Below are 14,626 nucleotides of genomic sequence, written 5' to 3'. Positions count from 1 at the left end.
CGTGTTCGGACGTCGCAAGAAGAGTGGTTCCGCCGAGGACGCGGTGGACGAAGCGCGCGAGACCGAGCAGGTCGCCGACGAGCTCGATGGTGCCGACGACGCGGTGAGCGCCCGTCGGACGAACCTTCCGCCGGCCCCGCGGCCGGACGGACCCTGGGACGTCTCCGAGGTCTCCAGGCCCGGCGAGGGCCGGGTCGACCTGGGCGGCGTCTTCGTGCCCGGAGTCGAGGGCATGGAACTCCGGGTGGAGGTGGCCGGGGACGCGATCGTCGCCGCCACCGTGGTGCTGCGCGACAGCGCGATCCAGCTGCAGGCCTTCGCCGCCCCCAAGAAGGAGGGCATCTGGGGCGAGGTCCGCGAGGAGATCGCCTCGGGCATCACCAAGCAGGGCGGGATCATCGACGAGGTCGAGGGTCCGCTCGGCTGGGAGCTGCGCGCCCAGGTACCCGTACAGCTTCCCGACGGGAAGAACGGCGTCCAGCTGGTGCGCTTCGTCGGCGTCGACGGGCCCCGGTGGTTCCTGCGCGGCGTGATCTCGGGCCAGGGCGCCGTGCAGCCGCAGGCCGCCGGCCTCCTGGAGCAGATCTTCCGGGACACCGTGGTCGTCCGTGGCGAGGGCCCGATGGCCCCCCGCGACCCGATCGTCCTGAAGCTCCCCAACGATGCCCAGATGGTGCCCGAGGGCGTCCAGCAGGAGGAGCAGGAGAGCTCCAAGTTCTCCGGCGGCATGGGCCAGCTCCAGCGTGGACCGGAGATCAGCGAGATCCGCTAGGGCGTGTATCGAAAGTCCCGCCTGTCCGACGGCGCCCGGCACGCACGCTCGCCGCGTTGTCGGGATCACCCCGATACATCCAGTATCGGGGCGACCCTCCGCCTTGCGATCGCACGCACCGGACGTCGCCGGACCCGCCCTCCGGGCGAACGGCGCCACTTTCGACACACGCCCTGGATCCGCTCGCGGTCCGCAGGACGGACGCACAGCTTTTCCAGGCAGCTTTCAGCAGCTTTTCAAGCAGCTTTTTCAGGCCGGTGGGCCGCACTCCCCGTGAACGGGGGTGCGGCCCACCGGTCTTTTCCCATGCTTTCGCGGTCGCGGTTCCTCAGGTGGTTTCGCGTGCCACCACGCGCCGCGGCGGGCCGGCCGTCAGGGGCGCGTATCGGCCACGTAAGGGCGCCGTCAAGGGAGCGCCCGTCCTCGTATGGAAGGCATCAACGGCGGCGTCGAAAGCGCCGGCCGGAGGTTTGCTCGTCACGTCCGAGAAACCGAACCTCATCTAGGAGCACACGATGGCCGACGTGGCCTTCGTCGTCACCACGATCGCGGTCTTCGCGCTGGTGGCCCTCATCGCCAGGGGGGTGGCGAAGCTGTGACTGCCGAGAACATCGTCGGCCTCGTCGTGGCCGTCGCCCTGCTGGGCTACCTCGTCCTCGCCCTTCTGTACCCGGAGAGGTTCTAGCCCGCCATGAGTCCCGTCCTTGCCGGTGTGCTCCAGCTGCTCGCGATGATCGTCGCACTGGGCCTCGCCTACCGCCCCCTCGGCGACCACATGGCCCGCGTCTACTCCTCCGACAAGCACCTGCGTGTCGAGAAGTGGATGTACCGGGCCATCGGCGCCAACCCGGACACGGAGATGCGCTGGCCCGCCTATCTGCGCGGCGTCCTCGCCTTCTCCGCGGTGAGCCTGCTCTTCCTCTACCTGCTCCAGCGGCTCCAGGGCAGCCTGCCCGGTTCCCTCGGATTCGTCTCGATCGACCCGGACCAGGCGTTCAACACGGCGGCGTCCTTCGTCGCCAACACCAACTGGCAGTCGTACTACGGCGAGCAGGCCATGGGCCACGTCGTGCAGACCGGCGGCCTCGCGGTGCAGAACTTCGTCTCCGCCGCCGTCGGCATGGCCGTCGCCGTCGCGCTCGTCCGCGGCTTCGCCCGGTCCCGTACCGGTGAGCTCGGCAACTTCTGGGCCGACCTGGTCCGTGGCACCGTCCGCGTCCTGCTGCCGATCTCGGTGATCGGCGCGCTGGTGCTGGTCGCGTGCGGCGCCCTCCAGAACTTCTCCGGCATCCACGACGTCGGCCAGTTCATGGGCGGCTCGCAGCAGTGGAACGGCGGAGCGATCGCCTCCCAGGAGGTCATCAAGGAGCTGGGCACGAACGGCGGCGGCTACTTCAACGCCAACTCGTCCCACCCCTTCGAGAACCCCGACGGCTTCACCAACCTCTTCGAGGTCTTCCTGATCCTCGTCATCCCCTTCGCGATCACCCGCACCTTCGGGCGGATGGTCGGCTCGCTCAAGCAGGGTTACGCGATCCTCGCGACGATGGGCATCATCTGGGTCGGCTTCACCGCCCTGATGATGTGGACGGAGTTCGCCCACCACGGCCCCGCGTTCGACATCGCGGGCGGAGCGATGGAGGGCAAGGAGAACCGATTCGGCATCGGCGGCTCCTCGATCTTCGCGGTCGCCACCACGCTCACCTCCACCGGTGCGGTCGACTCGTTCCACTCCTCGTTCACCGGCTTCGGCGGCGGCATCACCATGCTGGGCATGCAACTCGGCGAGATCGCGCCGGGCGGTGTCGGCTCCGGCCTCTACGGCATGCTGATCATGGCGATCATCGCCGTCTTCATCGCCGGTCTGATGGTCGGCCGCACGCCGGAGTACCTCGGCAAGAAGATCGGCACCCGCGAGATCAAGCTCGCGGCCTGCTACATCCTGATCGTCCCCGCCCTGGTGCTCGGCTTCACCGCCGTGGCGATGGCGCTGCCCACCCCGCCGGACTCCATGACGAACTCGGGCGCCCACGGCTTCTCCGAGATCCTCTACGCCTACACCTCCGGCGCCAACAACAACGGCTCCGCCTTCGCGGGCCTGAACGCCGACACCCAGTGGTTCAACACCACCATCGGTCTCGCGATGCTCCTCGGCCGGTTCGTACCGATGGTCTTCGTGCTGGCCCTCGCCGGCTCACTGGCCGAGCAGAAGCCCGTACCGGAGACCACCGGCACCCTCAGCACCCACAAGCCGCTCTTCAGCGGCCTCCTGGTCGGCGCCATTCTGATCGTCACCGGCCTGACCTACTTCCCGGCCCTGGCCCTGGGCCCGCTCGCCGAGGGGCTGGCGTCATGACCACCCGAACCCCGCAAGAGGACACGATGTCCCCCCTCACCACGGCCCCCGCGCCGCACCCGGACGAACAGGCGGACCCCAAGCCGGCGGCCCGCGTCGGCGGAGGGTTCTTCGACCCGAAGCAGCTGCTCACCTCCTTCCCCGAGGCGGTCCGGAAGCTCGACCCCCGGGTGATGGTCAAGTCCCCGGTCATGTTCGTCGTGCTGATCGGGTCGGTCCTCACCACCGTGCTCGCGGCCACGGACCCCACCGACTGGTTCGGCTGGGCCATCACGGCCTGGCTCTGGCTCACGACGATCTTCGCCAACCTGGCCGAGGCCGTCGCCGAGGGCCGGGGCAAGGCGCAGGCCGACACCCTGCGCAAGGCCAAGACCGACACGATCGCCCGCCGGCTGGAGGGGCCGCGCGAGGAGCGCGTCCCCGGCACCGAACTGCGCATCGGCGACCTGGTCGTCTGCGAGGCCGGCGACATCATCCCCGGCGACGGTGACGTCGTCGAAGGCGTCGCCTCCGTCGACGAGTCCGCCATCACGGGCGAGTCGGCCCCGGTGATCCGTGAGTCGGGCGGTGACCGCAGCGCCGTCACCGGAGGCACGAAGGTCCTCTCCGACCGCATCGTCATCAAGATCACGACGAAGCCGGGCGAGACCTTCATCGACCGGATGATCAACCTGGTCGAGGGCGCGGCCCGGCAGAAGACGCCGAACGAGATCGCGCTGAACATCCTGCTGGCGTCGCTGACGATCGTCTTCCTGCTCGCCGTCGCGACCCTGCAGCCGTTCGCGGTCTACGCGGGCAGCAAGCAGTCGATGATCGTGCTGGCCGCTCTGCTGGTCTGTCTGATCCCGACCACGATCGGTGCGCTGCTCTCGGCGATCGGTATCGCGGGTATGGACCGCCTGGTGCAGCGCAACGTCCTGGCCATGTCCGGCCGGGCCGTCGAGGCGGCCGGTGACGTGTCGACGCTGCTGCTCGACAAGACCGGCACCATCACCCTCGGCAACCGCCAGGCCGCCGAGTTCCTCCCGGTCGCCGGGGTGACCGAGGCGGAGCTCGCGGACGCAGCCCAGCTCTCCTCGCTCGCCGACGAGACCCCCGAGGGCCGCTCGATCGTGGTCCTCGCCAAGGACCGGTACTCGCTGCGCGAACGCCACCGCGGTGAGCTGGCGCACGCCGCCTGGGTCGAGTTCACCGCCCAGACCCGCATGTCGGGCGTGGACGTGGACGGCCGATGTGTCCGCAAGGGCGCGACCGGCTCGGTGGTCGCCTGGGTCGAGGAGCGCGGCGGCACCGTCGCCGACGACGCCCAGGCGCTGACCGACCGGATATCGCAGGCAGGCGGCACCCCGCTGCTCGTGGCGGTCGACGACGCCGACGGTGCCCGTGTCCTGGGTGTGGTGCATCTGAAGGACGTGGTCAAGGAGGGGATGCGGGAGCGGTTCGACGAGCTGCGCCGGATGGGCATCCGTACGGTGATGATCACCGGGGACAACCCGCTGACCGCGAAGGCGATCGCCGAGGAGGCGGGGGTCGACGACTTCCTCGCCGAGGCGACGCCCGAGGACAAGATGGCCCTCATCAAGCGGGAGCAGGCGGGCGGCAAGCTCGTCGCGATGACCGGCGACGGGACGAACGACGCCCCCGCGCTCGCCCAGGCCGACGTCGGCGTGGCGATGAACACGGGCACCTCGGCCGCCAAGGAGGCCGGGAACATGGTGGACCTGGACTCCAACCCCACCAAGCTGATCGAGATCGTCGCGATCGGCAAGCAGCTCCTGATCACCCGGGGCGCGCTGACGACGTTCTCGATCGCCAACGACGTCGCGAAGTACTTCGCGATCATCCCGGCCATGTTCGCGGTGGTCCACCCCGGGCTCGACAAGCTCAACATCATGCGGCTCGACTCCCCGCAGTCCGCGATCCTGTCCGCCGTCGTCTTCAACGCGCTGATCATCGTCGCGCTGGTGCCGCTCGCCCTCAAGGGCGTCCGCTACCGCCCGGCCGGCGCGGACAGCATGCTCCGGCGCAACCTCGGGGTGTACGGCCTGGGCGGCCTGATCGCCCCGTTCATCGGCATCAAGATCATCGACCTGATCATCTCCCTCATCCCCGGAATCGGCTGATCGGCATGAACACCTCCGTAGGAAACACGACCCGGCTGCTGCTGGCCGGTCTGAGGGCCCTGCTCGTCCTCACCCTGGTCTGCGGCGTCATCTACCCGCTCGCGGTCACCGGTGTCGCCCAGGCGCTCTTCTCCCGCCAGGCCAACGGCTCCGAGGTCAGCAGCGACGGCAAGGTCGTCGGCTCCGAGCTGATCGGCCAGCGCTACGACCTGCCCCTCAAGGACGGCCAGGAGACGGCGGACCCGGACCTCACATGGTTCCAGCCCCGCCCGTCCAACGGCCTCGGCAGCAACAGCGTCAACACCCAGTACAAGATCATCCTCTCCGGGGCGACCAACCGCTCCGGCGACAACGAGGACCTGATCGACTGGGTCACCGCCGCCAAGGCCGCAGTCGTCAGGGACAACTCCGTCGCCGGCCACCCCGTCCGCCCCGACGACGTGCCGGCCGACGCCGTCACCTCCTCCGGCTCCGGCCTCGACCCGGACATCTCCCCGGAGTACGCGAAGCTCCAGATCCGCCGCGTCGCCGAGAAGAACCACCTCGGCGTCGACCAGGTGACCAAGCTCGTGGACGACCACACCGGCGGACGCGTCCTCGGCTTCATCGGGGAACCCCGCCTCAACGTCCTCCAGCTGAACATCGCGCTGAAGGAACTCGTCAACGCCGGCTGACGCCGTCGGCACCTGCTCCGGGGCCCGGCGGAGCCCCGGAACCGCCGCGTGTCCCGCCCGTCCCTCCTCCCCGGGACGGGCGGGACACGCGGCGTCGTGGCCGCCGGGCGCTGCGTCGTGAGCGGGACACGCGGTGCGACGCATCAGGGTTGCGTCAATACGCGCACTCTTCTCAACCACCATCCGAAATGCCCGGATCTCCGGGAGTAGCGTCGTCAGTGGCTGCCGCACGGGCCGCAGCCCGAGCAAGAGAAGACAATGGGGCCATGGCACGCGGCAAGCTTCGTATCTACCTGGGGGCGGCACCCGGCGTCGGCAAGACCTACGCCATGCTCTCGGAGGCCCACCGGCGCATCGAACGGGGGACCGACTGCGTCGTCGCCTTCGTCGAGCACCACGACCGGCCCCGTACCGAGGTGATGCTGCACGGCCTCGAACAGATCCGGCGCCGCGAGATCGAGTACCGCTCGGCGGTCTTCACCGAGATGGACGTGGACGCCGTACTGGAACGGGCTCCCCAGGTCGCCCTCGTGGACGAACTCGCCCACACCAACGTCCCCGGCGCCCGCAACGCCAAGCGGTGGCAGGACGTCGAGGAACTCCTCCAGGCCGGCATCGACGTCGTCTCGACCGTCAACATCCAGCACCTGGAATCGCTCGGCGACGTGGTCGAGTCGATAACCGGCGTGCGGCAGCGCGAGACCGTCCCCGACGAGGTCGTCCGCCGCGCCGACCAGATCGAACTGGTCGACATGTCGCCCCAGGCGCTGCGCCGCCGCATGGCCCACGGCAACATCTACAAGCCCGACAAGCTCGACGCGGCCCTCTCCAACTACTTCCGCCCCGGCAACCTCACCGCCCTGCGCGAGCTGGCCCTGCTCTGGGTCGCCGACCGGGTGGACGAGTACCTCCAGCAGTACCGGGGCGAGCACAACATCAGCTCCACCTGGCAGGCCCGCGAACGCATCGTCGTCGGACTCACCGGCGGACCCGAGGGCCGCACCCTCATACGCCGCGCCTCCCGGATGGCCGCCAAGGGCTCCGGCAGCGAGATCCTCGCCGTCTACATCGCCCGCAGCGACGGCCTCACCTCGGCCTCGCCCAAGGAGCTCACCGTCCAGCGGACCCTGGTCGAGGACCTGGGCGGCACCTTCCACCACGTCATCGGCGACGACATCCCCGCCGCCCTCCTCGCCTTCGCGCGCGGGGTGAACGCCACCCAGATCGTCCTCGGCTCCAGCCGCCGCAAGGCCTGGCAGTACATCTACGGCCCCGGCGTCGGCGCGACCGTCGCCCGTGAGTCCGGGACCGACCTCGACGTCCACATCGTCACCCACGACGAGGTGGCCAAGGGCAGAGGACTGCCCATCGCCCGGGGTGCCCGGCTCGGCCGCGCCCGGATCATCTGGGGCTGGCTCGTCGGCGTCGGCGGCCCCGTCCTCCTCTCCGTCCTGCTGCGCAGCATGGAGGACGGCCCCGGGCTCGCCAACGACGTCCTGCTCTTCCTCTTCCTGACCGTGGCCGCCGCTCTGCTGGGCGGCCTGCTCCCGGCGCTCGCCGCCGCCGCCGCCGGGTCCCTGCTGCTCAACTACTGGTTCACCCCACCGACCCACACCCTCACCGTGCAGGACCCGGAGAACATCGTCGCCATCGTGATCTTCTTCGCGGTGGCGGTGTCGGTCGCCTCCGTGGTGGACCTGGCGGCGAGACGTACCCACCAGGCGGCACGGCTGCGCGCGGAGTCGGAGATCCTCTCCTTCCTGGCCGGCAGCGTGCTGCGCGGCGAGACGACCCTGGACGCCCTGCTGGAACGGGTCCGCGAAACCTTCGCCATGGAGTCCGTCGCCCTTCTGGAACGGCAGAACGACGTCGAACCGTGGACCTGCGCCGGTTCGGTCGGGCCCAGCCCGGTGACCCGGCCCGACGACGCCGACGTGGACATGCCGGTCGGCGACCACATGGCGCTCGCGCTCTCCGGCCGGGTCCTGCCCGCCGAGGACCGCCGGGTTCTCGGCGCGTTCGCCGCCCAGGCGGCCGTCGTGCTCGACCGCCAGCGGCTGGTCGGCGAGGCCGAGAAGGCCCGCAGGCTCGCCGAGGGCAACCGCATCCGGACCGCCCTGCTGGCCGCCGTCAGCCACGACCTGCGCACCCCGCTCGCCGCCATCAAGGCCGCCGTCAGCTCGCTGCGCTCCGACGACGTCGCCTGGTCCGAGGACGACGAGGCCGAACTCCTCGAAGGCATAGAGAACGGCGCCGACCGCCTGGACCACCTCGTCGGCAATCTGCTCGACATGTCCCGCCTCCAGACCGGGACCGTCACCCCGCTGATCCGCGAGATCGACCTCGACGAGGTGGTCCCCATGGCGCTCGGAGGCGTACCCGAGGGGAGCGTCGGGCTCGACATCCCGGAGACCCTGCCGATGGTCGCCGTCGACCCGGGCCTGCTGGAACGGGCCGTGGCCAACATCGTCGAGAACGCCGTCAAGTACAGTCCGGACGGCACACCCGTCACCGTGGCCGCCAGCACGCTGGGCGACCGCGTCGAGCTCCGGGTCTCCGACCGAGGCCCCGGCGTCCCCGACGAGGGCAAGCGGCGGATCTTCGAGCCCTTCCAGCGGTACGGCGACGCCCCGCGCGGTGCCGGGGTGGGCCTCGGCCTCGCGGTCGCCCGGGGATTCGCCGAGTCGATGGGCGGCACCCTCGACGCCGAGGACACCCCTGGCGGCGGCATGACCATGGTGCTCACCCTCAAGACGGCGGCCGACCACGTACCCGCGAGCCCGGACCTGTCCCCGCAGGTCACCTCGTGACACCCGAGGTGTGCGGGACGGCTGAGGGGTCCGTCACGCCCCCGACATCCGCGTGCAGCAGACTCTCTTCTCCCTACAGCAGCAGAAAGGCAGGACCGCGATGACCCGGGTGCTTGTGGTCGACGACGAGCCGCAGATCGTACGCGCCCTCGTGATCAACCTGAAGGCGCGGAAGTACGAGGTCGACGCCGCGCCCGACGGGGCCACCGCCCTCCAGCTGGCCGCCGCCCGCCACCCCGACGTGGTGGTGCTGGACCTCGGCCTTCCCGACATGGACGGCGTCGAGGTCATCCGGGGGCTCCGGGGCTGGACCCGGGTGCCGATCCTGGTCCTCTCCGCCCGGCACACCTCGGACGAGAAGGTGGAGGCGCTGGACGCGGGCGCCGACGACTACGTGACCAAGCCCTTCGGCATGGACGAGCTGCTGGCCCGGTTGCGGGCCTCGGTCCGCCGGGCCGAGCCGGTCGGCCAGGACGGTGCCGACGACGTGGTGATCGTGGAGACCGAGGGCTTCACCGTCGACCTGGCGGCCAAGAAGGTCCACCGCGACGGCCGTGACGTCCGCCTCACCCCCACCGAGTGGCACCTGCTGGAAGTCCTGGTCCGCAACAGCGGCCGGCTCGTCAGCCAGAAGCAGCTCCTCCAGGAGGTCTGGGGCCCCTCCTACGGCACCGAGACCAACTACCTGCGGGTCTACATGGCCCAGCTCCGGCGCAAGCTGGAGGCGGACCCCTCGCACCCCCGGCACTTCGTCACCGAGCCGGGCATGGGCTACCGCTTCGAGCGCGGCTGAGCCCGTCGTGCGGGGTCGTGCACCCCACGCGGCCGAGCCTGTCGTACGGGGTCGTACACCCAGGGCCATGCACTCGTCCGAGTGAGATTTCCGGAGCCCCCGAGTAGCTCGCGGGACCGGTACTCTTCGGGTATGAGTGCTGTTCCTCGATTCGACAAGGCCGGGAAGTCGGAGCGGTCCGCCGGACGCTTCCGCCGCATGCTCGACCGCCTCTCCAGCTCCCAGGAGGACCTGGAGTCCGAGGAGCTCCAGGAGGACGCGCACGCGTCGGGGTGCACCCGCATCTCCGAATGCTCGGACCGCCAGATCGTCAAGGTGGCTGGTACGTTGCGGACCGTCACCCTGCGACCGCGTGCCGGAGTGCCCGCCCTGGAGGCGGAGCTCTTCGACGGCACCGCGCCGCTGGACGTGGTCTGGCTCGGCCGTCGCTCCATCGTCGGCATCGAGCCCGGCCGCCGGCTCATCGTCTCGGGCCGGGTCGCCGTGAGCCACGGGCGCCGGGTGCTGTTCAACCCCACATACGAATTGCGACCGCTCGGCAAGGAGTAGCCGGTGACGTCTGACGACAAGCCGACGCACGACGGGGACCGTACCCCGCACACGGACCAGCAGGACGCGGCGAACAAGGCGGTCACCGAGGCCGCCCTCTTCGAGGCGTTCGGAGGGGTCCGGGGAATGGTGGAGACCGTCCTGCCCGGACTGCTCTTCGTCACCATCTTCACCGTCAACAAGAACCTGCACGTCTCGGCCATCGCGGCGCTGGCGGTGTCGCTGCTGCTGGTCGTCGTGCGGCTGGTCCGCAAGGACACCGTCAAGCACGCCTTCAGCGGTGTCTTCGGCGTGGCCTTCGGTGTGGTCTTCGCGATGATCACGGGCAACGCCAAGGACTTCTACCTCCCTGGCATGCTCTATACGCTCGGCCTGGCGCTGGCCTACCTGATCACCACCCTCGCGGGAGTCCCGCTGATCGGGCTGATCCTCGGCCCGGTCTTCAAGGAGAACCTCTCCTGGCGGACCAGGAACCCCGGCCGCAAGCGCGCCTACGCCAAGGCCAGCTACGCCTGGGGTCTCATCCTGCTCGCCAAGTGCGCGATCCTCTTCCCGCTCTACTGGTGGGCCGACACCACGCAGCTCGGCTGGGTGCTGATCGGGCTGAAGATCCCGCCGTTCCTGCTCGCGGTGTACCTCACCTGGGTCTTTCTGGCCAAGGCGCCGGCCCCGATCGACGTCTTCGCCGAGATGGAGGCCGCCGAGCAGGCGGAGAAGGACCGCGAGGCGGAGCGCGAGGCGGAACGCGAGCGCGAGGCGGAGGCCGAGAAGGCCCGGGGCGCGGAGGCCGCGGCGGCGCGGAACTACGACGCCTGAGAGCAGCGGCACCCACCCTCCCCGAAGGTGGCGGACACGTCCTGTGTCCGCCACCTTCGGCGTTCCGGGAGCTTTCAGGCGTCGCCCATGACCAGGCCCTCGATGGTGTGCTTCTGGGTCACGGGCACCAGCACGTCGACGACCGCGCAGTCGAGGTGGCGCCGGACCCGCTCGGGCAGGCTCTCCCAGTACGGCCGGGTCGCGGCGGTGTCGTGCCGCTCGCCGTTCGACGCCTCCGGGCCGTCGACGCCGAGGACCAGCACGGGGCGCGGTTTCGCCGAGTGGTTCGTGGTGCCGCGGTGGACGGTCAGCGCACTGCGGGCCGAGATGTCGCCGCGCTTCGGGTACTTGCGGACGGCTCGCTCCTCGTAGCGCGGATAGTGGGACCGGGGCGGGAACATGCCGTGGCCGAACTCCGGGCTGTCGTCCCACTGGGTGCCCGGGGCTATCTCGAAGGGGCCCATGTCCTCCTCGGTGTCGACGGCCGTCACGTTGAAGGCGAGCGAGGTCAGCCGCCGCTCGGCCCGGGTCTCCTCAGGCATGGGGAAGTCCCGGTGCCACGGCTGGTTGACCGCGCCTTCCATCGGTACGTCGAAGCCCAGCTCGACGATCCGGTAGTCGGGGCCGAGCACGGCCTCGCACACGGAGCGCACCCACGGATGCTCGACGAGGTCGACGAAGCCGCGCAGCTGCTCGGGGTGGATCTCCACGTAGTAGCGGTGCGGGCCGCGTCCGACGGCGCCGCCGGGCCGCCCGAGCGCCTCCTCGAAGGCCACCTCGATGTCCTCACGGAGCCGGTCGGTCCACTCCGGGGTGAACGCTCCCTTCCGCGCGGTGATGCCGTCCGTGTACAGGGCCTCCACGTCCGATGACACGTCGACGTCGAGGCCGGCCGTCGCGGTGCGGGGATGGGCGTGCCGGGTCATGGGTGCCTCCTGAGGGTCGTACGGCGTGCGCCGGTGGACTGTCCGGCAGTTTTACATCGTTGATTGCAACGTGGCAACAGGGGTGGAGGTGTGCCACGATGTCGGAGTGAGCAGCAGCCTGAAGGACGTGGCCCTCCGCGCCGGGGTTTCCCCGCGCACGGTGTCGAACGTGGTCAACGGCTCCGCGCCGGTCGCGGAGCGGACCCGCCTGCGGGTGCAGCAGGCGATCGACGAGCTGGGGTACCGGCCGAACCTCGCGGCGCGCAGCCTGCGGGCCGGCCGTACGGGCATCATCGGCCTGGCCATCCCGGAGCTGCACTCGCCCTACTTCGCCGAGCTCGCCGGCCTGCTGGTGGAGGAGGCCCAGCGGCGGTCCTGGACCGTGATCATCGACCAGACCCTCGGCGACGCCGAGGCCGAGCGGCGTCTGCTGACGGGGGACGGGGGACGTGTGATGGACGGACTCGTCATCAGCCCCTGGGCTCTGGAAGCCCGGGACCTCACGGCCACCGCCCGCGCGCTGCCCGTCGTCCTGCTCGGCGAGCGCAGCCCCGGCGGGCTGGCGGACCGGGTCGCCGTCGACAACGTCGCCGCCGCGGACGAGGCCACCACCCATCTGCTGGAGCGTGGCCGCCGCCGTATCGCCGCCATCGGCCTCCAGCCGCACCTGGAGAACGGCACGGCCCAGCAGCGGGCGGCGGGGTACCGCCGGGCCCTGCGGCGGGCCGGGATCGAGCCCCGCCCCGCGTGGGAGCGCCCGGTGACCGCGCTGCACCGGAGCGACGGGGCCCGGGCCATGGCGGAGCTGCTCGACGGGGGCGAGGGTGGCGGTGGCGGCCCGGACTCCGGATTCGGCTCCGGCTTGAGCTCCGGTTGGGGCGCCGAGGCTCCCGACGCGGTGTTCGCGTTCAGCGACGAGCTGGCCCTGGGCGCCCTGCACACGGCGCACGCGCGGGGCGTACGCGTACCGGAGGACCTGGCGATCGTAGGGTTCGACGACATCGAGGACGGCCGGTTCAGCCACCCGGGCCTCACCACCGTCTCGCCGGACAAGCGCCAGATCGCCGCGCGGGCCCTGCAGTGCCTCGCCGACCGCGTCTACAGCCCCCGCAACGAGCTGCCCGCCTCCGACCTGACGATCCCGCACCGGCTGGTCGTCCGCGGCAGCACCGGCGGCCCCGGGGCGCACGCACGCTGACGGAAGCCGGTGCGCGCGGGGTCTCCGGTACGGGAAAGGGCCGGGACCGAGTGCGTACCACTCGGTCCCGGCCCTCGGCCGCTCCGGCTCAGTCCTCGGCCGGTGCGGCCGACGCCGCTCCGGCTCAGTCCTCGGCCGGTGCCCCTCGGCGTACCGACAGCAGGTCCTCGAGCTGCTCCTCGCGGGCCTGCGCGGCCACGAACAGCAGCTCGTCTCCGGCCTCCAGCGTCTCCTCGGGGCTGGGGGTCAGCACCCGCGTACCCCGGATGATGGTGACCAGGGAGGTGTCCTCGGGCCACTCCACCGCGCCCACCTGCGTACCGGCCACCGCCGACTCCGGGGGCAGGGTCAGCTCGACGAGGTTGGCGTCGCCGTGGCTGAAGCGCAGCAGCCGGACCAGGTCGCCGACGCTCACCGCCTCTTCCACCAGCGCCGACATCAGACGCGGCGTGGAGACCGCGACGTCGACGCCCCAGGACTCGTTGAAGAGCCACTCGTTCTTGGGGTTGTTGACGCGGGCCACGACCCGCGGTACCCCGTACTCCGTCTTCGCGAGCAGCGAGACGACCAGGTTGACCTTGTCGTCACCGGTCGCCGCGATCACGACGTTGCAGCGCTGGAGCGCCGCCTCGTCGAGCGAGGTGATCTCGCAGGCGTCCGCGAGGAGCCACTCGGCCATGGGGACCCGCTCCACCGAGATGGCGGTGGGGGCCTTGTCGACGAGCAGTACCTCGTGCCCGTTCTCCAGCAGCTCGGCCGCGATGGAACGGCCCACCGCGCCGGCGCCGGCAATCGCCACGCGCATCAGTGACCGCCTTCCTCGGGGCCCTCGGCGAAGGCCGCCTCGACCTTCGCGACCTCGTCCGTACGCATCATCACGTGGACCAGGTCACCCTCCTGCAGCACCGTCTGGGACGAGGGCAGGACCGCTTCGCCCAGTCGGGTGAGGAATGCCACGCGCACCCCTGTCTCCTCCTGGAGCGTGCTGATCTTGTGACCGATCCACGCCGCCGAGGTGTGCACCTCCGCGAGCTGCACACCGCCGCTCGGGTCGCGCCACAGCGGCTCGGCGCCGGACGGCAGCAGCCGCCGCAGCATCTGGTCCGCGGTCCAGCGGACCGTGGCCACGGTGGGGATGCCGAGACGCTGGTAGACCTCCGCGCGGCGGGGGTCGTAGATGCGGGCCGCGACGTTCTCGATGCTGAACATCTCGCGGGCCACCCGGGCGGCGATGATGTTCGAGTTGTCTCCGCTGCTGACGGCGGCGAAGGCACCGGCTTCCTCGATGCCCGCCTCGCGGAGGGTGTCCTGGTCGAAGCCGACTCCGGTGACACGACGGCCACCGAACCCGGAACCGAGGCGTCGGAACGCCGTGGGGTCCTGATCGATCACGGCGACCGTGTGCCCCTGCTGTTCCAGGGTCTGCGCGAGAGCGGCTCCGACTCGCCCGCAGCCCATGATGACGATATGCACCCTGTGCCTACCTCGCAGTCCTGGTCGTCCGGCTGACCTGCGAAAACACTGTGCTCACAACTCTCTCTCGGCTTGCCGGGCAAAGAAACGGGGCAACCACGTCCGTCGTTGCCCGGAGATGAGCTTAAGCGGCATC

13 protein-coding genes are annotated in these 14,626 nt (G+C 70.6%); 10 read left to right on the top strand and 3 right to left on the bottom strand.

From position 1 onward, the window contains the following. Position 1: 1 nt before the first annotated feature. The 9 genes from ACFZAX_RS02040 to ACFZAX_RS02000 all read left to right on the top strand — a co-directional run bounded on the left by ACFZAX_RS02040 (position 2) and on the right by ACFZAX_RS02000 (position 10,893). Positions 2-772: a DUF3710 domain-containing protein gene (locus ACFZAX_RS02040; protein ID WP_390958132.1), complete on the top strand. Its 771-nt coding sequence runs from the start codon at positions 2-4 to the stop codon at positions 770-772. A 595-nt stretch (positions 773-1,367) separates the two neighbouring features. Further along, entirely contained in the window at positions 1,368-1,457 is a 90-nt protein-coding gene (gene kdpF, locus ACFZAX_RS02035; RefSeq protein WP_078075662.1) for a K(+)-transporting ATPase subunit F, read from the top strand. Between the two features lie 6 nt (positions 1,458-1,463). Next, positions 1,464-3,128, top strand: coding sequence for a potassium-transporting ATPase subunit KdpA (gene kdpA, locus ACFZAX_RS02030; RefSeq protein ID WP_390958129.1), 1,665 nt, complete (start codon positions 1,464-1,466; stop codon positions 3,126-3,128). Further along, the gene (kdpB, locus tag ACFZAX_RS02025; RefSeq protein WP_390958127.1) at positions 3,125-5,251 is read left to right on the top strand and encodes a potassium-transporting ATPase subunit KdpB; all 2,127 of its coding nucleotides are present in this window, start codon (positions 3,125-3,127) and stop codon (positions 5,249-5,251) included. The genes kdpA and kdpB overlap by 4 nt, the downstream gene beginning before the upstream one ends. A gap of 5 nt (positions 5,252-5,256) precedes the next feature. Continuing rightward, a complete protein-coding gene (locus ACFZAX_RS02020) occupies positions 5,257-5,925 on the top strand; it encodes a potassium-transporting ATPase subunit C (protein WP_390958125.1) in 669 nt (222 codons plus the stop codon). 266 nt (positions 5,926-6,191) lie between these two features. After that, complete coding sequence (locus ACFZAX_RS02015) at positions 6,192-8,735, top strand: ATP-binding protein (protein ID WP_390958124.1); 2,544 nt, start codon at positions 6,192-6,194, stop codon at positions 8,733-8,735. A gap of 100 nt (positions 8,736-8,835) precedes the next feature. Continuing rightward, the gene (locus ACFZAX_RS02010) at positions 8,836-9,528 is read left to right on the top strand and encodes a response regulator (protein WP_266709955.1); all 693 of its coding nucleotides are present in this window, start codon (positions 8,836-8,838) and stop codon (positions 9,526-9,528) included. A gap of 198 nt (positions 9,529-9,726) precedes the next feature. Further along, complete coding sequence (locus ACFZAX_RS02005; protein WP_390958401.1) at positions 9,727-10,077, top strand: OB-fold nucleic acid binding domain-containing protein; 351 nt, start codon at positions 9,727-9,729, stop codon at positions 10,075-10,077. 3 nt (positions 10,078-10,080) lie between these two features. Next, positions 10,081-10,893 (top strand): DUF3159 domain-containing protein, encoded by an 813-nt coding sequence (locus tag ACFZAX_RS02000; RefSeq protein ID WP_390958122.1) that lies wholly within the window; start codon positions 10,081-10,083, stop codon positions 10,891-10,893. A 74-nt stretch (positions 10,894-10,967) separates the two neighbouring features. Here ACFZAX_RS02000 and ACFZAX_RS01995 read toward each other — a convergent pair whose 3' ends face one another. Further along, a complete protein-coding gene (locus ACFZAX_RS01995) occupies positions 10,968-11,819 on the bottom strand; it encodes a phytanoyl-CoA dioxygenase family protein (protein ID WP_390958121.1) in 852 nt (283 codons plus the stop codon). 106 nt (positions 11,820-11,925) lie between these two features. On the opposite strand from ACFZAX_RS01995, the gene ACFZAX_RS01990 reads away from it, so the two are divergent. Beyond that, complete coding sequence (locus tag ACFZAX_RS01990) at positions 11,926-13,017, top strand: substrate-binding domain-containing protein (protein ID WP_390958119.1); 1,092 nt, start codon at positions 11,926-11,928, stop codon at positions 13,015-13,017. Between the two features lie 124 nt (positions 13,018-13,141). Here ACFZAX_RS01990 and ACFZAX_RS01985 read toward each other — a convergent pair whose 3' ends face one another. Then, on the bottom strand, positions 13,142-13,822 hold the full coding sequence (locus tag ACFZAX_RS01985; protein ID WP_390958117.1) for an NAD-binding protein: 681 nt from the start codon (positions 13,820-13,822) through the stop codon (positions 13,142-13,144). Next, positions 13,822-14,490 carry an NAD-binding protein gene (locus ACFZAX_RS01980; RefSeq protein ID WP_390958115.1) on the bottom strand — a complete coding sequence of 223 codons (669 nt, stop codon included), beginning with the start codon at positions 14,488-14,490 and terminating at the stop codon, positions 13,822-13,824. The genes ACFZAX_RS01985 and ACFZAX_RS01980 overlap by 1 nt, the downstream gene beginning before the upstream one ends. Between the last annotated feature and the right edge of the window lie 136 nt (positions 14,491-14,626).

This window comes from Streptomyces sp. NPDC008125 (assembly GCF_042957125.1).
Classification (GTDB): domain Bacteria; phylum Actinomycetota; class Actinomycetes; order Streptomycetales; family Streptomycetaceae; genus Streptomyces.
Note: the sequence above shows the minus strand (reverse complement) of the source record. Positions and strands in the feature narration are given on the sequence as shown.

Bases quoted from the DNA above. Each gene is read 5' to 3' on its own strand.
- kdpA (WP_390958129.1), top strand. From the start codon at position 1,464: ATGAGTCCCGTCCTTGCCGGTGTGCTCCAGCTGCTCGCGATGATCGTC.
- kdpB (WP_390958127.1), top strand. From the start codon at position 3,125: ATGACCACCCGAACCCCGCAAGAGGACACGATGTCCCCCCTCACCACG.
- ACFZAX_RS02020 (WP_390958125.1), top strand. From the start codon at position 5,257: ATGAACACCTCCGTAGGAAACACGACCCGGCTGCTGCTGGCCGGTCTG.
- ACFZAX_RS02015 (WP_390958124.1), top strand. From the start codon at position 6,192: ATGGCACGCGGCAAGCTTCGTATCTACCTGGGGGCGGCACCCGGCGTC.
- ACFZAX_RS02010 (WP_266709955.1), top strand. From the start codon at position 8,836: ATGACCCGGGTGCTTGTGGTCGACGACGAGCCGCAGATCGTACGCGCC.
- ACFZAX_RS02005 (WP_390958401.1), top strand. From the start codon at position 9,727: ATGCTCGACCGCCTCTCCAGCTCCCAGGAGGACCTGGAGTCCGAGGAG.
- ACFZAX_RS01995 (WP_390958121.1), bottom strand. From the start codon at position 11,819: ATGACCCGGCACGCCCATCCCCGCACCGCGACGGCCGGCCTCGACGTC.
- ACFZAX_RS01985 (WP_390958117.1), bottom strand. From the start codon at position 13,822: ATGCGCGTGGCGATTGCCGGCGCCGGCGCGGTGGGCCGTTCCATCGCG.